Here is a 21,755-nt window from a genome sequence, read left to right as displayed (position 1 = left end):
GTCGAGAACATGAACAAAAGGGTGCGACGCTACCTGCCGCGCGACACCGATCTCTTGTCCCTTCCCCATCAATCCGTGCGATCAATCTGCGAGCGTCTGAACGCGACCCCGCGAAAGTGTCTCGACTACAGGACCCCGACCGAAGTGTTCAGAGAGCAGCTTGTTGAAATTGTATCGCTGCCGGAATAGCCTGCCCCACTCCGCCGTTGCATTTGACATAGAACCCACATGAAGCTGGGCTCAGTCATTACCAGTCCAGTAAATCTCGGCTGCTAGAAAGATAGGGTTGCTCGATGGCCGCTTTGACGTCTGTTGGAGAAATTTGCCTATTGATCTCGTGAATGTCGGCATCGAGGCCGGTTCGAAACAGGCACAATCATGCGATCGTGTTCCTTTCGTCTCATTACTTGCCGACAGGCGCTCCACCCATCGTCCCGTAAAGGCCTAGGATTGTGCTTCGGCGTCCGAGCGACGGCCAACGGCTTGTCCTCATTCGCCTCACATAGAGAAAACGGCTCCATAATCCAACATGGTATACACACGTATACCACTAATATACCTTGTACTGATTTATTATTAATATAGCAGTATATTATAACATAGGAGGATTATCCGCGTACAATGCGGCGATCTATTCTACAAACCCATAACGTTGTCTGGGAGCAGCCTGCATTTTCGCTACCTTGGACGGAAAGAGCGACCGAAAGGACCAATATGTCGAGAACTATAATGACTTCCATGCTCGCCCTCAGCCTCGCCTTAAGTGCGTCTTCAATGGCGTATGCAGACATGGCGGCACCTGCCAGGGTAATAATGCACGGACAGACAAAGATCCTAACCGACGCCCATGGTTGGTCGCTCTACACTTTCGACGAAGACCAGCCTGGGAAGTCTGAGTGCACTCTCCTTTGTGCTACCGCGTGGCCGCCATTTGAGGCCCCTGCGAGCGCACGGACCTCTGGGCATTGGAGCCTGATCCGGCGTTCAAGCGGTGTTCTTCAGTGGGCTTACAAGGGTTCTCCGCTCTACACATACCGCTTGGACTTTAAGCCCGGCGAAATTCGGGGTGATGGAGCTGAGGGCATCTGGCATCTTGCCAAGCCATAAAACCAGCGTAGAGCGGCAGTTACCGGCTGCCATGCCTTTCAACATTCAACGCACCCAGATCATTGCTGCGGCGAGGTGTGAGAAGCTTAGAATGTAGACGGCGCGTCTGTCGTCGTGTTGCGATGCGACGGGAGTGCTTGAGCTTAATGAAGGCAACAGTCCATCCGATTTCGGGCTCTATAGGCTTTACCCAACTGCAGGAGTGGCGCGTGCCCTCAACAGGAAAGCCAATTTGGCCCATCCGTGTGCGTCCTGCATTGCTTGCCGTGACTATAGTGGAACAAGAAGGGCAAATATGTTGGAAACGCTTCAAGATCCCACCCTGGGTGTAGATCGGAACCGATTTGGAGAACTCGTCGCCAGGATCCTCGGTCAATATCGAGCTGCGAAATGAAACTCACTGTGCAGGAAATTTGAGAATTATGGTGTCTCAGATACACTGACGAGGAGTGAACGTTCCGCCCGGATGCTACCTCGTTACCTCGGTCGATCCCCCCAGTCACGCTCGCTGAAAGTCTCCCAAATCGGCGTTGTACAGATTTGGCAGACAGCTACAACTGCTCGTTTGAAAAGGCCGGCAAGGGCAGGTTTTCGTCGACTTCGATTGTTGCCTTGGGTTTACAATTCGTCTGCGACTCACGGAAAACGGCGCCAATGATCGCCTTGAATGGAGTCGAACTCAGACCCACTCATTAAATCACCGCATTCACAGACGTGAAGATGCTTCCGAGCATCAGGAATCGCGAATTGCATTGTAGAACCGAGACAGCTCATACTCTTGAGCATCAACATCGCCAGAGCTGTTACTCAGTCCGGTATCGCAAGCCTGATGCGGATGGGAATCGATTTGAACCCAGGAGTTCCCGAGCGGCGGTCGTAGTGCGACAATGCAATCAAGCCGTTCATTTCCGGGTAGTATCCGGCAGCGGACCCGCTTGGGATATCGTACTCGATCGCAGTGAGGCGGCGAACCAGCCGCGGGCGGTCATCAATCTCGGCAGAATTTCGCGCTGCTTCGACGTCAAGGATATCGCCGTCAGCCAGCCCTCTGCTGGCGAGATCATCTCCGTTGAGGAAGATGACATCGCGTCTCCCGAACACGCCTCTGTAGCGATCATCCATGCCGTAGATCGTAGTGTTATACTGATCATGACTGCGAATAGTCGTCAATGTGAGAAGATCAGAGTCCGAAAGCTCCGGATCTTCATCAAGGCTTTCGGCGACCAAAAACTGGGCTTTTCTGGTTGGGGTGCGCCAGTCGCGGGTAGAAGCTGGCACGCTCAGACGAAACCCGCCGGGCTGCCTTATCCTCTCGTTGAAATCACGGAAGTCCGGAAAGACGACTTCAATCTTGTCGCGTATGCTGTCGTAGTTGTCGATCATTGCATCCCACTTTATCCCGTGCCGGTTGCGAAGAGTGGCCTTGGCAATGCCGGCAATTACAGCCGGTTCCGAGCGCACCAGGTCGCTGGGCGGTTTCAAAAAACCTCGCGATGCATGGACCATCGACATCGAGTCTTCGACTGTGACTGATTGTGGACCCGTCGCTTGAATATCCACATCTGTGCGGCCCAGAACCGGTAGTATGATCAACGTTTTCGCCGTCAGCAGATGTGACCGGTTGAGCTTGGTCGTAAGGTGAACCGCCAGATCCAGCTTTCGCATGCCAGCGAAAGTAGCACCAGGGTCCGACATTGCCACAGCAAGATTTCCGCCGAGGCAGATGAGCGCTTTTGAACGGCCATCCTGGATAGCTTCGATTGCCTCCACAGCGCTGTGACCTTTTTCCGCGACCGGACGAAAGCCGAAGGCGCGTTCCATACCATCCAGCAACGCAGCGTTGGGCGCTTCGGTGACACCTACGGTGCGGTCACCTTGAACATTCGAATGACCTCGTAACGGGCATATGCCGGCACCCTGACGACCGATGTTCCCGCGCAACAGCAGTAGATTAGCGATTTGCTGCACGTTGGAAGTGCCATTCCTGTGCTGCGTGATCCCCATTCCGTAGCAGAGAATGACATTCCTGGCCTTCAAGTAAACGTCGCCGGCACTTTCAATTGCCATTTGCGTGAGACCGGAGATCGCCTCGATCTGACTCCAGGGTGTTCCATCGATGTCTGTTCGCAAGGCATCGAGGCCATCCGTGTGCTCGGCGATAAAGCTGCGATCGAGCATGCCGCTTCCGCCATTGTCTATCTCCTCTCTGTCGCGCTGGAAAATTCGCTTCATCATTCCCTTCAGCACTGCAACATCGCCTCCCGGGCGTACCTGGTGATAGGCCGAGGCAATCTCCGTCGATGACAGAGTTGCCATCTCGACAGCACTTTGAGGAGAAGCAAATCGCTCAAGCGCCCGCTCCTTGAGGGGATTGAAGACCACAATCGGAACGCCGCGCTTTGCGACTTCACGCAATGTCGTCATCATGCGTGGATGATTCGTCCCGGGATTGTGCCCGAAACTGAAGATCGCATCGGCATGATCGAAGTCTTCGAGGGTGACCGTGCCTTTCCCGACGCCGATCGACTGAGGGAGCCCGACGCTGGTCGCTTCGTGGCACATATTGGAACAGTCGGGAAAATTGTTTGTCCCGTAAGCGCGTACGAAAAGTTGAAAAAGGAAGGCGGCTTCATTTGAGGCCCTGCCCGAGGTGTAAAATTCGGCCATGTTCGGCTCGGGAAGTGCATTCAGCGCCTCGGCGATCGTTTGGAAGGCGACGTCCCATTCGATTTCCACATACGTGTCCACGGACGCATCATAGATCAGCGGATGGGTTAGCCGCCCCTGATTTTCGAGGTCATGATCATGCCAATCCCACAATTCTGAAACAGTGTGAGATGCAAAGAAGGAAGGCGTCAAACGTTTGGCAGTTGATTCCCACGTTACGGCCTTGGCACCATTCTCACAGAACTCAAACGACGATGTGTGCCTCGGATCGGGCCAGGCGCAGCCGGGACAGTCAAAGCCATCGGGTTGATTAACCTTCAAGAGAGTTGCTGCGCCTTGAGCGACGATCTGCTGCCGCGACAGGCTTTCTGCTACCGCTTTCAACGCGCCCCAGCCTCCGGCAGGTGCATCATATCTTTCAATTCCCTCGGGTCGTTTGCTGGCCATGTCAAATCCGCTTTCAAACTATCTTGATCAGGTATGTTCAGCCGATCCTGCTGACCGGGGGAAGCGTCCGGTTCTTGGCCAGCGGAGACGCCGCCTGCGCAGTGCCAGCGAGTTGCACCCAATATCCGAAGGCCACCATGATCCCGCCGCCGACGATGTTGCCCAGAGTGACAAATACCAGGTTGTGTAAAGCGCCGTATACACTAATGGTTGCCGGATGAGGTCCGAGGAGCGCTAACGAAAAAGCGAACATGTTTGCCACGCAGTGCTCGAAACCAGCAGCAACGAAAATCATGATTGGCCAAAAGATCAAAAAGACTTTCGCAGCATCGTTTTCGGTTCGATAAGACATCCAGATCGCGAGGCAAACGAGCCAGTTGCATATGATGCCCCGGGCAAAAAGCTCGTGAGCCGGGGCACTGATTTTCGCCGCAACCGCTGCAAAGAATGCCGGACTGCCGTCGCCGAGGAGGACACCTCCGCCGCCGAGCTTAAAAAGCACGGCAAGCAAGAAAGCTCCTGCGAAATTGCCCAGCCAGCAAAGTACCCAAACACGCAGGAGATCGATCAAACCAGTTTTGCCGCTCAGAAGCGCAAGCGGCATGTACATAGCCATACCGGTGAAAAGTTCAGACCCGGCAAAGACGACGATCGTGAGTGCCGAGGCGAAAACAGCACCCATGACAAGATGACTCCACGAAGGGTCCGCATGAGCACCCACGGTGAACATGATGATATCGCCAAAGCCAATATATGCACCCGCCATGGCAGAACCGACCATGAATGCAAACGGATTACCCTTTAGCGCGACGGCCTTGGACCTGCCCGCATCCGAAAGGTTTTTGATTGTTTCTTCGTACATGGCAGTTTTCCTATGGAATAGCATCAATTTGGATGTATTTCGGCGCTGCCGTTGCGCAACGCCAGCCGGTGGCGAAGATCAGCTTAGTTAAACGGAACTCACGACTGGCTGCTTGTTTGGTTTCAAAGCCTTCATAGTCGCAGTATCGAAGTCCAAGTGCCCGGAAACGAGTTCTGGTGGAGTTAACGCCAACCATTGGTTGAGAGACACGTCCGCATAGTGGTCGCTTTTGAACATTTCGAGGAACACGAGCGGTTTATCACCGGCGTTTTCGACGTAGTGTCCCATGGCGAATGGCACATATCCGACGTCGCCAGCTGCGAAATCAAAGGTGCGGGAGGCGCCGTTGGCTGCAAACACACCCATTCGTCCAACTCCTTGAATGTAGTATTGCCATTCATCGGTGTTTGGGTGCCAGTGCAACTCTCGCATGCCCCCCGGCTCGATTTCCACAAGCGCTGCGGCAATCGTTTTGGACGCGGGGAAATTCCGGGAGTCGGTTATGCGAACGGTGCCGCCCGCAGAGCTTATCGGAGTTTGTGAACTCATTCGGTGGACGAACCCGTTTGGAACCGTGGTCGCGCCCGCAATCCTGTCGCTGTCAAGATTGCCTGGGACAGGGAGATTGAAGATATAGCGGTCACTTGGAGAGGGGAGATTATCGAAGCTTGCTGCAGGCACGCCGAAATTCTTTGCAAGAATAGTTTTGGGTACGTGCCTGAACCAGTCGCTCAGCAGGAACGTGCTGTCCTCGTCAAAACCGCCATCGTCGAAAACCAGCAGAAACTCACACCCGTCGGGTCCAAGCCCCTGGATGGAGTGCGGTGTACCGGACGGAAAGTACCAGATATCACCGGGACCGAGATCGCCGACAAAGTTCCTGCCGTCGGAATCGACAGCGGTAACTCTGGCATTTCCATAAAGTATATAGGCCCATTCGCCTTCTTTGTGCCAGTGCAACTCACGAACGCCGCCGGCGTTCAGCCGCATATCAACACCGGCTATGCTCTTGGATATTCCAAGTTCCCGCTTGGTGATTTGACGGGTCCAGCCCGCAGCGTATTCTTTTGTCGGCGCATCCGCGAACGAAAAACGGAGGTTGGGCAAGGTTCCCGCATCGGTAGCCGGGGGATTGAGAATATCTGGATTCTGGATGTCCCGATCGAGGTTGCGCGGTCCAGGATCATCGCCGCCCACTCCGGCGCGGCGCGGCTGTGGTAGATCGGCGGCATAACTCGTTGACCCTGCGGCGGCGACCATTCCACCTGCAGACAGCGCCAAAAGCGCCTCACGACGGCTAAAAGCATTCATTATATTAGCCTTTCCGATAATGTCATTTGCACCTGCAGTGCCGCAGCTGTCGTCGGGGTTGATCGGAGATGCGCACGCCATGCTTCGATGAGAAACCAGGTTCGGCCATCGGCCTCGTCGATCCAAGTCTCGAAATAGTCAGCCGTCTTAAAATCCCGGTGCACGTCGCAGACATCGCGGGTGCAACGCAGGAATGAAGAGAGCTGCCTGTTGTCGCTGGCGAGTTCAGTCAACATCTCTGCTGGCGTAAGGTAATCGGCATCGTTGTCGGCAAGCCTCTGCAGTCGCCCGATATGGCCAATCGAATGTAGCGTCGTGCCTCCGAGTTCGCTTATCCGTTCCGCGATAACATCTGTGATCGAAAGTATCTGCTCGGCTTGTTCGTCTAGCAGTGGCTGGAAAATACCAAAACCCGTTGGAGCCATGTGCCAATGGAAACTTTTCGTCTTTAGGTACAGTGCGAACGTGTCCGCAAGCAGGGTCGTCAGGGCCGCCGAAATCTCGGCGGCAGCATCGCCTGAAAAGAACGACTTCACACGGTTACTAGTATAAATTGACAGGCTCATTCAACGACCCTTTCCTGTTCCACGTAGTATCATTGGCTGATTGTTGTATCGAGCCTAGGCCAAGCCTTCCTGCCGTGACAGTGGATACTCGTTTCGATTAAGTTATACTTGAGTATAGGGGGGTGAATTTTACCGTCGGTCGGGTGTTAGCGTGCGCGAGGCGAGGCAGCAACACCGTTGCGTTTAGCGGAAATAAGTGACATTGCGCCACTTAAGATTGTGAGCCTTGCAGCCGATCTGTTATAGCCCGATCGGGTTGGCTATTTGGGATAGTTCGCATGGCGAGATTTTCACCGCTGGCTGCAGCAACCATTGCTGTGGCAGTTTTCATTCTGGATACTCTGACGACGTTTGACATCGCCATCGCTGTTCTCTACGTCGTCGTCGTGTTGCTTTCGCTCAATTTTGCCAAGAAAATCCAGCTTCTGGCAATTGGTGCTGGCTGCATGGGGCTGACGCTCCTCAGCTTCTTGCTGTCGCATGGACAGGAGCTCCCGGCTGACTCCATTGGACGTTGCTTTGTCAGCCTTGCTGCAATCGGGATAACAACTTTTCTTGCTTTCAGGGTAAAAGCGGCGATCGGAGTTTTAGCCGATAGCGAGCAGCGTTACCGGTCCATATTTCTGGCTACAGGCGTTGGAATTCTCCAGATGGACTTTACGGGGTTAAAACACGCGTTCGACAGGTTTAAGTCCAATGATGTGCAACGCATCGAGGATATTGAACGCCTGGATCCCGGATTCGCCCGCAGTGCACTAAGACTGATCAAGCTGACCAACGCCAACAGGACTGCCCTGAACATGTTCAACGCTCCAGATCTAGGCGCTCTAGAGCAGCTGCTGCCGACACTCGTTAGCGATGACATGGAGGGGAAAGTATGGAAGTTGCTTGCTTCAATATGGGCTGGAAATCAGAGTTATGAAGCCGAAGCTATTTTAAAGACATCGGACGGGCGCCAGCTGATTTTTCTTTATAATGTAGCAGTACCGCTTGATCGCCCTGCTCTCGACATGGTCTTGATCAGCATAATGGATGTTACAGCACGAAGAGAAGCGGAGAATGAACTGGATGTGGCGCGAAGTCAGTTGGCGCATGTAGCCCGCGTAGCGACCCTTGGAGAACTGACGGTATCGATCGCACATGAACTCAACCAGCCTTTGGCAGCCGTGGTCACCAACGGAGGAGCTGGCTTGCGTTGGCTCAAGAGGGATGTGCCGGATTTGACGAAAGTGCAGTCGTCGATGGAATCCATGATCGCCGACGCTACCCGCGCCAGCGACGTCATCAAGCATTTACGCGGATTGTCGGTGAAGGCGTCTCCAAACCCGATGAATGTTGATTTGAATGAGATTATCGAAGAAACAGTCACGCTGCTGCAACGCGAAATCGATATCAATCAGGTGACTTTACGAGTGGATCTTGCAGCCGATCTACGGAAGGTCATCGGCGATCGTGTGCAACTGCAGCAAGTTGTTCTGAATCTACTGTTGAACGCCATCCAGGCGATGGCGCACGTCGCGGAAGGACGGCGAGAGCTCACGGTGAAATCCTCGGAAGAGGAAAGCGCCATCATGTTCAGGGTCCAGGACACCGGTCCTGGCATTCCTCTCGAGGTCCGCGACAACCTCTTCAACCCGTTTTTTACGACGAAGCCGGACGGGATGGGCATGGGCTTGTCAATATGTCGTTCGATTTTGACCGCGCACGGCGGGAGCATAAGTGCAAGTTCCGAACCGGGAGCAGGCACCACCTTCGAATTCACCATTCCATTCAACAGGGAGGTCGGATGATGGCCGAACTCACAACGCCAATTGTCTTCGTAGTTGATGATGACCAACACTTGCGAGAAGCGCTGGGCAATCTTTTCGCATCTGTCGGCATGCGCGTGGAACTGTTCGGCTCCACAGCGGAACTCCTTGCTCGCCCTGCCAAGATTTCTGCCGAAAGTTGCCTTGTTCTCGATATTCGGCTGCCCGGCGTCAGCGGCCTTGATTTTCAAAATCAACTGGCGAAATTAGGAAACAATATTCCCATCATCTTCATGACGGGCCACGGCGACGTTCCGATGTCGGTACGCGCGATGAAGGCAGGTGCGATTGACTTTCTGACCAAACCGTTCCGGGACCAGGATATGCTCGATGCGGTCGCCAATGCACTGGCCCTCGATCGAGCTCGCCGGGCTAGCGATGGCGCACTGTCTGCACTGATGGCGCGGTATGAAAGTCTGACGGCTCGCGAGCGTGAGGTCATTGCCCTGGTAACCAGCGGCCTGATGAACAAGCAAATTGCGGGCAAGCTCGGTGTGAGCGAGATAACAGTTAAAATCCACCGCGGTCATCTGATGGAAAAAATGGCTGTTCGGACCCTTGCGGAACTTGTCAAAGCTTATGAGGCGCTTCGGCCGGTTTTGAACCAGGATGCCAGAACCTAAACATGAGTATGATATCTTCTGGTCTCTGGGTGGTGCATTTGATTTAGAAACAGTCACAGGTTTTAGAAGGTTGCTTGGTGTACCGTTCAAAGTCCATAGCCGTCGTCGAGGACGACACGTCGCTGCGCGACGCCATGGAGAATCTCATAAGCTCACATGGGCTCAATGTTTATACCTTTGTTTCCGCGGAGTCATTTCTGGCCCAGAGGGATCACATAGAAATCGACTGCCTTATTACGGACGTTCAAATGGACGGAATGGGCGGAGTGGAACTATTCCATATCCTGCTCAAAATTGGTGTCGCTACTCCAGTCATTTTTATTACGGCATTCGAGGATGAAAGAATTCATAAGAGGGTAATGGCCGCAGGCGCCAAGGGCTACTTCCGGAAACCTTTCGAAAGTCAGGCCATGATCGATTGCATAGATCAGGCACTGGCTATGTAGCCGTCGATCACGGGCCGCTCGTGATAAGATACTCAACCGATTTACCGATCCGGGTAGCAATGCGAAATCGCCCCCGGACGCACCTGGAGCGATTTCGTACCTAACGGATACCATGCCTCAGGATCGCGAGGCACAGCTTGTCCGACGCATGGACTATCGTGTCTCGTGCATTCCGAAGAGGTAGGACGGGTCGGAACTACCCTCATTCGACTCGTCATCGCGTTCAATACGGTCGAAATTTTTAGCAGTGTTACTAACGGATTGCCCCCCGCGGGAGGCGCGTGATCCGCCTGACTCGTGCGAAGCGTGTGATCCACCTCCATCGTGGGAGCCATGTGAACCACCCGAGGCTGCATAAGCGGTAGCAAACGGAGTAGAGATGAAAAGGGCGGCGATTGCCGTTCTGAAGATCAAAGAGCGCATTTTTGGCGTCTCCAAAGTATCGAGGACAGAGTTGGTGCCCTCTTTCTATAAGACCGTCCAGTTCCGTCGTGTCACGCTGGATATTCTCCATCGCCGGCGGTTCCCGGTCTGTTAGAAAATATATTACAGTAACTCCGTCACTTCAAATTAATAAAAAGTAATATTTATGCCATTTATTACGCCACAATTCGGCTGATGTAGACAAAATTTGGAACATTTATAGCTTTTTATAGAGCGAACTCTATCCACCAATATTTTAGATTTCTGTGAATTCTTTAATATGTGATTTTAACGCACCCACCATTACTACTTTTCTAACCATCATGGGGCATGAATGGCTTGGACCATAGCCCCAATTAGTATCAATACTCAAAGACAATGTGTTGGCGGCAACGGCGAAGAGATTTTCGATCGGAATTGGCGATCGTATCTGTTCGCCGAAATTTGATCCCCTAGTCAAACGCCAGCAACAGTTCCGGCATTGACGCGGACTTTACTGCCTTCCTCCAGTTGCACTGGGGGATTTCGAATTACCACGTCGCCTTGCTTGAGACCGTCCGCGATTTCGATGGTTGTTCCCAGATCTCTCACCACAGATATTTTTCTTATGTGAACAATGCCATTCTCAACGACGGCCACCTGCAATCCGTCTGCATTGAAGATGAGGGCGTCAGAGGGTATCGAAAGGCTCGGCGACTTGCGCGGAATTTGAAGCTGTACAGTGCAGTAGATACCGGGCGTGAGCAGGCCATCAGGATTGGGCACGTCGATCTCGGTCAGCAACGTGCGGGTCCCCGGCTGCAATGAATCGGCTATTCGGGTTACCGTTCCAGAAAAAATGTGGCCCGGGATCTCGGGAACCTCAACGTTGGCCTTGTCGCCGGGACTAACGCCGAACGCTGCATCCTGTGGCACAAAGACTTGCGTACGGATCACGTCTCCCTGCATGATGGCGAACATGAAAGTGCCGGTCGTCGTATCCGCCTGTACAAGGCTGCCTTTATCGATATTGCGCTGGGTGATGACACCGTCGAATGGTGCGATGACCCGCTGATAAAGTTTTTGTTGATTAAGCACCTCAAGTTGATCTTGCTGTGCCTTCACATTGGCTTGTGCGACACCCACCGTTGCCTGTTGGGCCTTTAGGGTCTGGACGTCGATGGTACCCTGTTGCTGCGTTATCCAGCCCTTGGCGACCAGCGGCTTGTCGCGATCCCATGTGACCTGGGCGAGGTCTGAATTAGCCTGTGCCTGTTTCAAAGCCGCCTGGAGCTGGCCCAAAGTGGCTTCAGCTTCGAGAATTTGATCATCGAGTTCCGGCACGGCGATCGTGGCGAGGAGTTGGCCCTTCTTTACGTGATCGCCTATATCCGCTTCGCGTTCTTCGATATAGCCACTGGCTCGGGCAAAGATTTCAACGTCGTCGAAAGCCGAGGTGGTCGCGGGAAGACTGACGTTGATGGTATCGGCGCTCGGCTTTATCTCGATAACGTGCACGGATGGCACGAAATTGCGGAGTTGATCGGCTGTGGTGTTAACTTCCTCGGCCCGCGAGTGATATCCCCACGCACCGAAACAGAGCAAGGCGACAAGCCCAAGCAGCGTGCCAAGCCCTACGACCCACCCTCCCCGCCCGGACGAAATTTGCAGTTGTGGCTTATAGGTCTGGTCAATCCGTTGATCCGACGGTTCTAAGGGTTTCATGCTGGTTCCTCGTTGAATACGCCGTGGGCCGCCTTGCCGTCCTGTCCTCCGCGAAGCATCGCAAACAGGTACGGGACGAAGAGGAGTGTCGTAGGAGTTGCGAACAGCAGGCCGCCGATGACAGCGCGCGCCAAAGCGGCATTCTGTTCCTCGCCGGCGCCACCTATGGCCATCGGAATCATGCCAACAATCATGGCTGCTGCAGTCATCAGGACCGGCCTGATACGGGTATGGCCTGCGTCAATAGCCGACTGAACCGCCGACCTGCCCGTCAGTTGCTGCTCTCTCGCGAACGTGACCAGCAGGATCGAATTCGCGGAAGCGACGCCGACGGCCATGATGGCTCCCATAAGCGAGGGCACGTTAAGAGTTGTTCCCGTCACAAAGAGCATGGTCAGGATGCCGCAAAGCGTCGCCGGCAAGGCCAGCATGACGACAAACGGATCGCCGAAGTTCTGGTAATTTACGACCATCAACATATAAACAAACACAGCGGCGAACAGGAGACCGATGCCAAGATCCCGGAAAGCATCGTTCATGCTCTGGATCTGGCCTGCCACCTGAATGTAGTTTCCAGGAGAAAGCTGCGTTTGCATATCCGTGACGATGGCGTTGATCTGATTGGAAACGCTGCCGAGATCGCGACCCTGGACACTGGCGAAAACCTCGTAGAGAGGCTGAATGTTTGCCTGGTTACTGTTGGTGGGTATGCCGCTTCGCTTGAACGTTGCGACATTGCTAAGAAGTCCTGGCACCTGAGCGCCGGCTGTGGATATGGTTGAGGAGACAGGCGTGTTACCGAGGTCGTTTATCGAACTGATCTTCGATTCGGGCGTTTGAACCGCAAGATAGTACGGGATGCCGGTCGTCGGGTCGGTCCAGAAATTGGGCGATACCTGCTCGGAAGAACTCAGGCTGACATTGATGTTCGTTGCGATGGTGTTTGCATTCAAACCTAGTTGCGCTGCGCGCGTGCGATCTATGGTGGTGTCGAATGCGGGCGCGTTAACTTCCTGTTGGAGGTGGGCGTCCGCGACGCCCGGAATGGCTGCGATGCGTCGCTGGAGCTCCGTTGCCACCCGCAGGTTTGTGGCCCGGTCATATCCGACGGTGCGGACATCGATTTGTGCGGGGAGACCAAAATTGAGGATTTGCGTGACGATGTCCGCAGACTGGAAGTAGAACAGCACGTCCGGAAAGGCTTCCGGTAGTGCTGAGCGCAACTTGCGCACATAGTCTGCAGTAGGTGCGTGGCCAGGCTTAAGGGCGACGAGGATAACGCCATCATTTACGCCGATCGTCGAGCCGTCGGTGAATGCAAGATTGTACGCACGGGCCGGGAGCCCGATATTGTCGACGACAAGCTGGCGGTCGCTATCAGGAACGATTTCGCGAATTTTGTCCTCGACTTGCTGGAAGATGCGTTCCGTCGTCTCAATCCGCGTTCCAGCGGGCGCACGCACATGAAGTTGAATCTGGCCGCCATCGATCGCGGGATAAAAGTCGCGCCCGACGAAGATCAGCAAGGTGACTCCAAGGGCCAGGACCAGGACGGCGACGATCGGCATGATCAACCGTCGTGTGAGCAGCAACGTAAGCAGCCCGACATACCGGCCGCGCATCGTCTCGAAACCATGCTCGAACCTGGCATGAAATCGGGAGAACCAGTTTTTCGACGTCCCATGGCGCTCGCTCTTGAGCAACAAGCCGATGGAAATGGGAGTGAGTGTCCGAGAAAGCCCATAGGACGCCAGCATGGCGAAAACGACGGCGAGCCCGAGCGGTGTGAAAAGATATTTGGCCGGTCCCTCAAGGAAAACCACTGACGTGAACACGCAACTGATCGCGAGCGTAGACACCAATGTCGGCACAGCGATACCCGCCGCTCCATGTAGCGTCGCCTGCGGCAGCGACTGACCTTCCGTGAGCAAACGATGGGTGTTCTCGATCGTCACCGTCGAATCGTCGACAAGGATACCCACGGCCAGCGCGAGGCCGCCGAGCGTCATCGTGTTGAGCGTTTCACCCAGGAAATACAGAGCGATGACCGATGACAGAATTGCAAGGGGTATTGTTATCATGACAACCAACGTTGATCGCCACGATCCCAGAAACAGCAGGATCATCAGGGCAGTAAGGGCGGCCGCGATGGCGCCTTCGCGCAGCACACCCGCAATGGACTGTTTGACGAACACCGACTGATCAAAGATCTCCTTGATTTCCATACCGGGAGGCGCCGACGCACGTGCCGTAACCAACGCTGCCCGGACGGCATTGACCACTTCCAGCGTGGAAGCATTACCATTCTTGATGACACTCAGAAGCACGGAACGCCGCCCGTCCTGACGAACGACGTTCTGCTGAACGAGCCAACCATCATGAACCTGGCCGACGTCTTTCACGAAAACCGTAGCTCCGTTGACCACCTTGACCGGAATGTCGTTGAGTTCATCGATCGTCGCCGGCGTCGCGTTCGTGCGCACGACATACTGAGTATCGCCGATCTTGGCTGTGCCGGAAGGTAGGGTCAGATTCTGCGTGTTGACTGCGTTGACGACGTCAAGTGGGGTGAGACCTTTGGCAAGCAGCTTCGACGGATCAAGGTCGACCATGATTTGCCGGTATTTTCCCCCAGCAGGGGTTGGCAGTGTGATGCCCGGGATCGGCGCCAATTGCTGGCGAATCCGGTAGATGCCATAATCATAGAGCTGTTGCTCGTTGAGCGTATCGGAACTCAGGCTGATTTGCAGGACGGGCACGCTGGAGGCATTGAACTGCACCACAAGCGGCGCCTGGATTCCTGCTGGCAAAAGTGCGCGGATGGCGTTTGTCGCCGATACAATCTGCGCGATCGCGAGGTCCAGATTGACGTCTTGCTGGAAGTAGATTTTCTGAATCGACAATCCACCCAGCGTCTGCGCTTCGATATTCTTGATGCCATTGACGTTGGAGCTGATTGCATACTGGCTATAGGTGGTGACACGCTGCTCCATTTCAGGTGTGCTGAGACCACCATAGCTCCAGATCACCGATACAACCGGAATGTTGATTTCCGGAAAGATATCCGTTCGCATCTCGTAACTTGCGACTCCGCCAAGGAAAAGTATTAAGGCGGCTAATACGTAGAATGTGTGCGGGAACCGCAGCGCGAACCTGACAATACCCATATCTATCTGGAGACCCCAATTGTGTAAGGCGAGGCAGAAGGGTCGATACCTCCGGCCGGAGCATCTGTCACTGACGGGTGACGGTGTTAGACTACTTAGTTCGCAATGAATGCTCCATCATACGAACGTGGACGGCTATTATTCGCTCGTCTGATCGTTTCATACTTTGGTTTTGGTTGTGCGAGCTGCCATCCAACCCATTTAAACAATTGGGAATGAGCGCCTTGATGCGTAGCCGCATTCTGTCCTGTGCACGAGTTCCCGCGAAGTATCATCTGAACCTGACGGCTTGCAAAAAGGGCGTCGCCAAAAATTGGAACAAGAAATGCGCTCTTTGATTCTCACAACTATGCTCGCGGTAGTATGTCTGTCCATTCAACCTCCCGCAGCCTTGGCTGGTCCGCAAGACAGCCATCCGGTAAAGAACGACAGAGCTCTGCGACACACCGAGCCGCAAGGGATCAGTCAAACCGAGCCCGCTTTGTCCATCGACGCGAACTCACTCCCCGAATATTTGGCAACGCTGCATAAACTTCACTTCACTGACGGGCATATCGAACCTCAGGATTGAGTCGGGATCTCCTCGCCCCTAGCGCGAAGGATGCAATGGCTTAAGAACCCTCGCCGAGTTGGAGCACAAGATGCACTTTTCAGTTCGAAATAGAGCCAGCATCGTAATAGGTTTAGCCCTGCTCGGCGCAGCTGGAGCTTTTTGGCTCCAAAGCAATGAGAAGACGGTCGCCATAGGTCGGCCGGCTCCTGTGCTCATACCAGTCAAGGCCGCAGCAGCGGTCCAGACTGATGTGCCTGTCTATCTGAATGGTCTCGGCACAGTTCAGGCGTTCAATACCGTCACCGTGAAAGCCAAGGTCGATGGTGAACTTCAGCAAGTACTTTTCACCGAGGGGCAGAGGGTCAAGAAGGGCGATCTACTGGCTGTCATCGACCCTCGCCCCTTCCAAGCCGCGTTCGATCAGGCCTCGGCCAAATTGGTCCAGGATCAAGCGAACCTGGATAATGACAAGGTCATTCTGCAGAGGGACAAGAAGCTTACCGCCCAGGAATTTACGACCGTAGAAACCACGCAGACGCAACAAAGCACCGTTGCGCAGCTGCAAGCGCAGATAGCACAAGACGCTGCCGCGAAAGATTCCGCTGCTGTTTCGCTGTCCTATACACAGATGATCGCGCCCGTTGATGGACGCACAGGCATCAGGCTGGTTGATCAGGGTAATTATGTCCATGCGGCTGACACAACCGGGATTGTTGTCATAACGCAAACGCAACCCATCTCTGTCGTATCGACACTACCGGAAGATGATCTGGCGGCAGTGCGCGCTGCTCAGGACGCCGGTCCTGTCAGCGTGACAGCTTACTCCCGTGATGGTAGCACAAATCTGGGTACGGGAACCCTCTCGGTCATCGACAACGAGATAGACCAGACGAGTGGCACCATGCGGCTGAAGTCGACGTTTCCCAATGTAGACGAGAAGCTTTGGCCCGGACAGTTCGTCGATATCCGCCTGCAGCAAAGGGTGGTCCATCAAGCCGTTACGGTGCCTTCTGCAGCGCTTGAAAGAGGTCAGGATGGCTTCTTCGTCTATGTGATCAAACCGGATGATACCGTGGAAGTTCGCGCGATCCACCCTGGCCAGATTTCCGCCGGCCGCGCGGTAGTCGAGAGCGGACTGACAGCCGGGGAGCGCGTGGTTACTTCTGGGCAATATCGTCTCGAGGCAGGTGCAAAAATTTCAATTCAGGATACACCTGACAAGGCCACAAATCTGAGTGATGCCGAGATGGAGCGGGATTGATGTCGATCTCGCACTGGTTTATCCAACGACCCATCGCAACCTCGCTGCTCATGCTGGGCATCCTCGCGATCGGCTTGGCGACCTATCCTTTGCTGCCTGTAGCGCCGCTGCCGCAGGTCGATTTTCCAACTATCCAGGTCTCCACGCAGCTGCCAGGAGCAAGCCCGCAAACGATGGCATCTTCGGTTACCCAACCGTTGGAACGGCAGTTCGGCGAAATCTCGGGTGTTACGCAGATGACGTCGGTGAGCACCCTCGGCAGCAGTTCGATCACGCTGCAATTTCAGCTGGACCGCAATATTGACGGCGCAGCGCAGGATGTACAAACCGCGATCAACGCCGCCGGTGGCCAGCTGCCAAGCAATCTTCCATCTCCGCCGACCTACCGGAAGGTGAACCCTGCAGATCCACCCATACTTGTGCTTGCACTTACGTCAGATACCTTGCCATTGACGCAGATCGATGACTTTGCCGAGAATGTCCTGGTACAGCATATCAGCCAGGTGTCGGGTGTCGCGCAGGTTTCGGTCTTTGGTCAACAGAAGCCAGCAGTTCGAGTACAAGTCGACCCACGCAAAATAGCTGATCTCGGGCTGTCATTGGAAGATATCCGCTCCGCAATCATCGCCACCACGACCGATGCGCCAAAGGGTAGCATCCAGGGAGCTTTGCGGACCTATACACTTTACGACAATGATCAGCTTCTGGCCGCAGGCCCCTGGAACAACGCGATCATTGCTTACCGGAACGGTGCTCCGATAAGAATAAGCGACATTGGCCAAGCGATCGATGCGCCGGAAAACACTCAAATAGCAGCATGGGCCGATGGCAAGCCGGCCATCTTGCTACCGATCTCCAAACTCCCCGGCGCAAATGTCATTGAGACAGTAGATCAGATAAAAGCATTATTGCCGGAGTTGAAGGCAATAGCGCCGCATGCGCTGCACATATCCAGTTTAAGTGATCGTACGACGACCATCCGGGCGTCTGTCCTGGATGTAAAATTCACCCTGTTGCTCACGATCGCACTGGTTATCACGGTAATATTCGTTTTTCTGCGGAACATCTGGGCGACGTCGATACCGGCCGTCACTGTCCCGCTCGCGCTCATCGGCACTTTCGCACTCATGTACGTGCTGGGGTTCAGTCTTGATAACCTGTCCCTAATGGGACTGAGCATTGCGGTCGGCTTCGTCGTCGACGATGCCATCGTCATGCTGGAGAACATCCAGCGCCATATGGAAGACGGTAAATCGGCACTGGAGGCTGCTATCGATGGCTCAAGGGAGATCGGCTTCACAATCATCTCCATCAGCCTCTCACTCGTTGCCGTCTTTATACCTATTCTGTTTCTGGGCGGCATTGTGGGCAGGCTCTTTCACGAATTCGCTATCACCGTAACCGTCACTATCGCGGTGTCGGCACTTGTGTCGCTCACTCTGACACCAGTGATGTGTGCTCGTTTTCTGAAAAACGAAAGCAGTATAAAACACGGCAGACTCTATCTGATCTCCGAACGAGGGTTCAACGGCCTCCTCAGCGGTTATCGCACGACGCTTGATATTGCCTTGCACTATCATCGCGTCACATTTGGCATCTTCCTGCTGACGCTCGTTGCCACCGGCTATCTTTTTGTCAGTATTCCCAAAGGTTTTTTTCCGATTCAGGATACCGGCTTGATCACAGGCCTTCTGCAGGGTGCACAAGACACCTCTTTCGCCGATATGGCGCGACATCAGGTAGAAATAGGCAAGGTGGTCGCCGGTGATCCGGGAGTTGCTTCGGTCGGGATGGCAGTCGGTGGTGGCTCCGGCAATACGCTGAACACGGGTCGCATGTTCATCACGCTCAAGCCCCAGGACCAGCGAGACGCTACAGCAAGCCAGATCATTGGGCGCTTGCGCCCCAAGGTTGCACAGATCGAAGGCGTAAAGCTTTTCCTGCAACCGGCGCAGGATATCAATGTCGGCGGCCGAAGCACTGCCACTCAGTTTCAATACACACTCCAGGATGGCGACGCCAACGAACTCAGCGATTGGGCTCCGAAGCTCTTGGCAAAGTTAAGCACGCTACCCGAGCTCACGGATGTTGCGACGGATCAGCAATCCAATGGGGCAACCGTCACACTCGACATTGACCGTGACCAGGCGGCGCGTTTTGGCATTTCGCCTCAGACAATCGATGACACGCTCGATGATGCCTTTGGCCAGCGCCAAGTCACCCAGTATTTTACGGACCTCAACAGTTATCACGTCATTCTGGAACTGCCGCCAAAGGCCCAAAGCTCCCCCCAGGCAATCGATGGGCTCTATATCAAATCGCCATTGACCGGCGCGCAAGTGCCGCTCAACGTGCTCGTGAAACAGTCAACGCAGCCAACGACGGTCCTGGCGATCAATCACCAAAGCCAGTTTCCTTCGGTAACATTGTCCTTCAACCTCGCGCCTGGAGTTGCTCTCAGCCAAGCTGTTTCGGCCATCCACGGGGCCGAAGCCGACTTGGGAGTGCCACCTACACTCATTGCAACATTCCAAGGCAATGCGCAGGCGTATCAGACGTCCTTATCAAGCGAGCCCTTGCTCGTTTTAGCTGCGCTGGCGGTGATTTATATTATTCTTGGCGTCCTCTACGAGAGCTATGTCCATCCGTTGACCATATTGTCAACTTTGCCATCTGCAGGTCTCGGAGCCCTCATCATGCTATGGAGCTTCGGCTTCGACTTCACTGTGATTGCCCTCATCGGCGTCATACTTCTCATCGGCATCGTCAAGAAAAACGGCATCATGATCGTTGACTTCGCAATTGCTGCGGAACGGGAACATGGCTTGCGGCCGGAGGAAGCAATCCGACAGGCGTGCCTGCTGCGGTTCCGGCCGATCATGATGACGACCATGGCGGCCATCCTTAGCGGCGTTCCGCTGATGTTGGGGCATGGTACTGGCTCTGAACTGCGACAGCCACTGGGATATGCAATGGTTGGAGGCCTCATACTAAGTCAGGCAATGACGCTCTATACAACGCCGGTTGTCTACCTTTACCTCGACAGATTGAGCCTCTGGATATCTGGGCGGCGCAACAGCGCGCGGGCAGTCGATGTCCAGGATTGATTCCTGGCTGTGGCATGCTTTGGCAGACGCAGAATCGTTCAATCCGATACGGAGAGCCTCTAACTCAAGGTTCGCGGTCAATGGATGTAGTTGTATCGTGCAATCGACAGCGTTGCGGGGCACTGTTGAGTTCTGCCGGCGCCGCTAGAAAGAAGGCCAACCCGTCGCGGGCGTGCCGAGTGTCTTGCGCGGGAAGGCTCCTCTCTCGCGGAAAATGACGATACGGACGGCAAACACCGTCGCTGCTCCAAAGGATAGGCTGACCGGGAGGCTCACCGTTTGCATACCAACGCCTGCTGAGAACGCATAGAGCGGATTGCGTGCGATCATTCTTCCATCCGCGGCGCCAGACTTCAGAATGGTTGCCTGATCTTTGTTTCGTGCGAGTTCTGGCCATCGGCACGGGAGGAACGCGAGTAGGCGCCCCCGGATCCACTCACACTCTCTTCGACGCTAGGTGCGTCCAGTGGCTTCAAGGATAAGTTTCGTGATCTCGTCGGGTTTTGAGATCAACGACAAATGGCTCGCCTTCACTTCAATCGTCTTGGCTCCCATGCGTTTAGCCATGAAACGCTCTAAGTCCGGATCTATCGTACGATCTTCTGTTGAGACAGCGTAGAAGCTCGGCTTGGAACGCCACGCCGCTTGGGAAGTCCGGCCAGTCAGGAGAGCTTTCTGGAATGGCTGCTGCACTGCATAAAGCACGCGCGATCTTGCTTCAGGCAGGTCGCCGGCAAAATCGCGCAGGAACGCAGCTTCACTCAAGCGTCCCTCGTCACCATTGAAAACTATGCCGGCTGTAGCCGGGGGCGTTGAGAAAGTCTTGGCGAGCGCGGAATAGTCCTCGCCAGCGTCTGGCCCCCTCGCCGCAACATAGACGAGCGCCGAAACGTTAGGATGCACACCTGCCTCTGTCACGATCATTCCCGCAAATGAGTGTCCCACAAGGACCGTCGGGCCGTCCTGCAGTGCCAGCACCCGCTGGGCGGATGCCACGGCTTCTGGTAACGTCGTCAAGGGATTTTGAACGGCCGTGGCGTTGAGTCCGGCCGCTTGGAGGCGAGCAATCACCTCCGACCAGCACGATCCATCTGCGAACAAACCATGGACGAGGACGACGTTGCGAGCCAGAATGGGTGATGGCTTCGCTGCCATGCCGCGGGAGGAAATCAACGATGCAGCACCGGCAACCAGGGTAGCCGAAAACATCCGCCTGTTCATCATCATCATATATTCCTCTCTATTGTGTTTGATATGAGTATCCTTGGTGCTTATCGTGTGAGCAGATCATTTTCGATTATACATGAGTATAGCCGGGACAAGGTTGGCAGGAGTTCGCGCTCTACGCGATGCGACATGCGGCGCGCTGGTAAATCCGGATCAAGGACGAAGTTGGTTCACCCTCCCATCGAATGTGGCGGGGAGCTTCCTCAACAAATTGAGAAGGCTTTCGGCGGGAGCGGCGGATAGGCAAATATGATGATTATAAAAAGCCCAGCCAAGTTGAAAGACTTGGCAACAGCGCTTGGCCTGGGTCAGTGCCTTGCATCATGGCGCAACTCCGAAAGCGCGGCATTCTCTTCCCGGATCCTTACCGCCAGAACGAAGGCATTCAGCGCGGAGAATGCGAGAGCATACCATACCAGTCCAAAGCACAAGGGCAGCACGGCGATCTCTCCGATCACGACGACATAATTCGGATG

Annotated in this window: 15 protein-coding genes and 1 pseudogene; 7 read left to right on the top strand and 9 right to left on the bottom strand. The window is 54.6% G+C overall.

The genetic code is table 11. The annotated features are described in order from the left end of the window. A pseudogene (locus tag C7476_RS28590) lies at positions 1-189 on the top strand (IS30 family transposase); the annotation flags it as partial. Positions 190-621: 432 nt separating this feature from the next. After that, entirely contained in the window at positions 622-1,107 is a 486-nt protein-coding gene (locus C7476_RS29270) for a COG4315 family predicted lipoprotein (protein WP_342633368.1), read from the top strand. Positions 1,108-1,914: 807 nt separating this feature from the next. On the opposite strand, the gene C7476_RS26700 is transcribed toward C7476_RS29270, so the two are convergent. The 4 genes from C7476_RS26700 to C7476_RS26685 form a co-directional block, all read right to left on the bottom strand. Beyond that, positions 1,915-4,221, bottom strand: coding sequence for an FdhF/YdeP family oxidoreductase (locus tag C7476_RS26700; RefSeq protein ID WP_114432951.1), 2,307 nt, complete (start codon positions 4,219-4,221; stop codon positions 1,915-1,917). A gap of 37 nt (positions 4,222-4,258) precedes the next feature. Continuing rightward, the gene (locus C7476_RS26695) at positions 4,259-5,083 is read right to left on the bottom strand and encodes a formate/nitrite transporter family protein (protein WP_114432950.1); all 825 of its coding nucleotides are present in this window, start codon (positions 5,081-5,083) and stop codon (positions 4,259-4,261) included. Positions 5,084-5,170: 87 nt separating this feature from the next. After that, positions 5,171-6,394, bottom strand: coding sequence for an oxalate decarboxylase family bicupin (locus tag C7476_RS26690; protein WP_114432949.1), 1,224 nt, complete (start codon positions 6,392-6,394; stop codon positions 5,171-5,173). Continuing rightward, positions 6,394-6,960 carry a Dps family protein gene (locus C7476_RS26685; RefSeq protein ID WP_114432948.1) on the bottom strand — a complete coding sequence of 189 codons (567 nt, stop codon included), beginning with the start codon at positions 6,958-6,960 and terminating at the stop codon, positions 6,394-6,396. The genes C7476_RS26690 and C7476_RS26685 overlap by 1 nt, the downstream gene beginning before the upstream one ends. A gap of 317 nt (positions 6,961-7,277) precedes the next feature. Between C7476_RS26685 and C7476_RS26680 the strand changes: the two genes are divergently transcribed. The 3 genes from C7476_RS26680 (at position 7,278) to C7476_RS26670 (ending at position 9,837) form a co-directional block, all read left to right on the top strand. After that, positions 7,278-8,750: a sensor histidine kinase gene (locus tag C7476_RS26680; RefSeq protein WP_245426618.1), complete on the top strand. Its 1,473-nt coding sequence runs from the start codon at positions 7,278-7,280 to the stop codon at positions 8,748-8,750. Next, positions 8,747-9,391: a response regulator transcription factor gene (locus tag C7476_RS26675; protein ID WP_245426616.1), complete on the top strand. Its 645-nt coding sequence runs from the start codon at positions 8,747-8,749 to the stop codon at positions 9,389-9,391. The genes C7476_RS26680 and C7476_RS26675 overlap by 4 nt, the downstream gene beginning before the upstream one ends. Before the next feature lie 77 nt (positions 9,392-9,468). After that, positions 9,469-9,837 carry a response regulator transcription factor gene (locus C7476_RS26670; protein ID WP_114432952.1) on the top strand — a complete coding sequence of 123 codons (369 nt, stop codon included), beginning with the start codon at positions 9,469-9,471 and terminating at the stop codon, positions 9,835-9,837. 879 nt (positions 9,838-10,716) lie between these two features. On the opposite strand, the gene C7476_RS26665 is transcribed toward C7476_RS26670, so the two are convergent. Both C7476_RS26665 and C7476_RS26660 read right to left on the bottom strand, forming a co-directional pair. Then, positions 10,717-11,964, bottom strand: a complete 1,248-nt coding sequence (locus tag C7476_RS26665; protein ID WP_114432945.1) for an efflux RND transporter periplasmic adaptor subunit — start codon at positions 11,962-11,964, stop codon at positions 10,717-10,719. Next, complete coding sequence (locus tag C7476_RS26660; RefSeq protein ID WP_114432944.1) at positions 11,961-15,131, bottom strand: efflux RND transporter permease subunit; 3,171 nt, start codon at positions 15,129-15,131, stop codon at positions 11,961-11,963. Before C7476_RS26660 ends, C7476_RS26665 begins: the two co-directional genes overlap by 4 nt. 761 nt (positions 15,132-15,892) lie before the next feature. Between C7476_RS26660 and C7476_RS26650 the strand changes: the two genes are divergently transcribed. Together C7476_RS26650 and C7476_RS26645 are read left to right on the top strand one after the other, a co-directional pair. Then, positions 15,893-16,945 carry an efflux RND transporter periplasmic adaptor subunit gene (locus C7476_RS26650; RefSeq protein WP_245426614.1) on the top strand — a complete coding sequence of 351 codons (1,053 nt, stop codon included), beginning with the start codon at positions 15,893-15,895 and terminating at the stop codon, positions 16,943-16,945. Then, complete coding sequence (locus C7476_RS26645) at positions 16,945-20,052, top strand: efflux RND transporter permease subunit (RefSeq protein ID WP_114432941.1); 3,108 nt, start codon at positions 16,945-16,947, stop codon at positions 20,050-20,052. The genes C7476_RS26650 and C7476_RS26645 overlap by 1 nt, the downstream gene beginning before the upstream one ends. A 144-nt stretch (positions 20,053-20,196) precedes the next feature. On the opposite strand, the gene C7476_RS26640 is transcribed toward C7476_RS26645, so the two are convergent. The 3 genes from C7476_RS26640 to C7476_RS26630 form a co-directional block, all read right to left on the bottom strand. Then, positions 20,197-20,382, bottom strand: a complete 186-nt coding sequence (locus tag C7476_RS26640; protein ID WP_114432940.1) for a hypothetical protein — start codon at positions 20,380-20,382, stop codon at positions 20,197-20,199. A gap of 123 nt (positions 20,383-20,505) precedes the next feature. After that, positions 20,506-21,279 (bottom strand): alpha/beta fold hydrolase, encoded by a 774-nt coding sequence (locus tag C7476_RS26635; protein ID WP_114432939.1) that lies wholly within the window; start codon positions 21,277-21,279, stop codon positions 20,506-20,508. A gap of 308 nt (positions 21,280-21,587) precedes the next feature. Further along, positions 21,588-21,755, bottom strand: a 168-nt coding sequence (locus tag C7476_RS26630) for an isoprenylcysteine carboxylmethyltransferase family protein (protein ID WP_281032748.1), incomplete at its 5' end; no start/stop codon positions are given.

The sequence above is a fragment of the Phyllobacterium bourgognense genome, assembly GCF_003337575.1.
GTDB classification, from domain to species: domain Bacteria; phylum Pseudomonadota; class Alphaproteobacteria; order Rhizobiales; family Rhizobiaceae; genus Phyllobacterium; species Phyllobacterium bourgognense.
Note: the sequence above shows the minus strand (reverse complement) of the source record. Positions and strands in the feature narration are given on the sequence as shown.

Bases quoted from the DNA above. Each gene is read 5' to 3' on its own strand.
- C7476_RS26695 (WP_114432950.1), bottom strand. From the start codon at position 5,083: ATGTACGAAGAAACAATCAAAAACCTTTCGGATGCGGGCAGGTCCAAG.
- C7476_RS26675 (WP_245426616.1), top strand. From the start codon at position 8,747: ATGATGGCCGAACTCACAACGCCAATTGTCTTCGTAGTTGATGATGAC.
- C7476_RS26645 (WP_114432941.1), top strand. From the start codon at position 16,945: ATGTCGATCTCGCACTGGTTTATCCAACGACCCATCGCAACCTCGCTG.
- C7476_RS26690 (WP_114432949.1), bottom strand. From the start codon at position 6,394: ATGAATGCTTTTAGCCGTCGTGAGGCGCTTTTGGCGCTGTCTGCAGGT.
- C7476_RS26640 (WP_114432940.1), bottom strand. From the start codon at position 20,382: ATGATCGCACGCAATCCGCTCTATGCGTTCTCAGCAGGCGTTGGTATG.
- C7476_RS29270 (WP_342633368.1), top strand. From the start codon at position 622: ATGCGGCGATCTATTCTACAAACCCATAACGTTGTCTGGGAGCAGCCT.
- C7476_RS26700 (WP_114432951.1), bottom strand. From the start codon at position 4,221: ATGGCCAGCAAACGACCCGAGGGAATTGAAAGATATGATGCACCTGCC.
- C7476_RS26660 (WP_114432944.1), bottom strand. From the start codon at position 15,131: ATGGGTATTGTCAGGTTCGCGCTGCGGTTCCCGCACACATTCTACGTA.
- C7476_RS26665 (WP_114432945.1), bottom strand. From the start codon at position 11,964: ATGAAACCCTTAGAACCGTCGGATCAACGGATTGACCAGACCTATAAG.
- C7476_RS26635 (WP_114432939.1), bottom strand. From the start codon at position 21,279: ATGATGATGAACAGGCGGATGTTTTCGGCTACCCTGGTTGCCGGTGCT.
- C7476_RS26685 (WP_114432948.1), bottom strand. From the start codon at position 6,960: ATGAGCCTGTCAATTTATACTAGTAACCGTGTGAAGTCGTTCTTTTCA.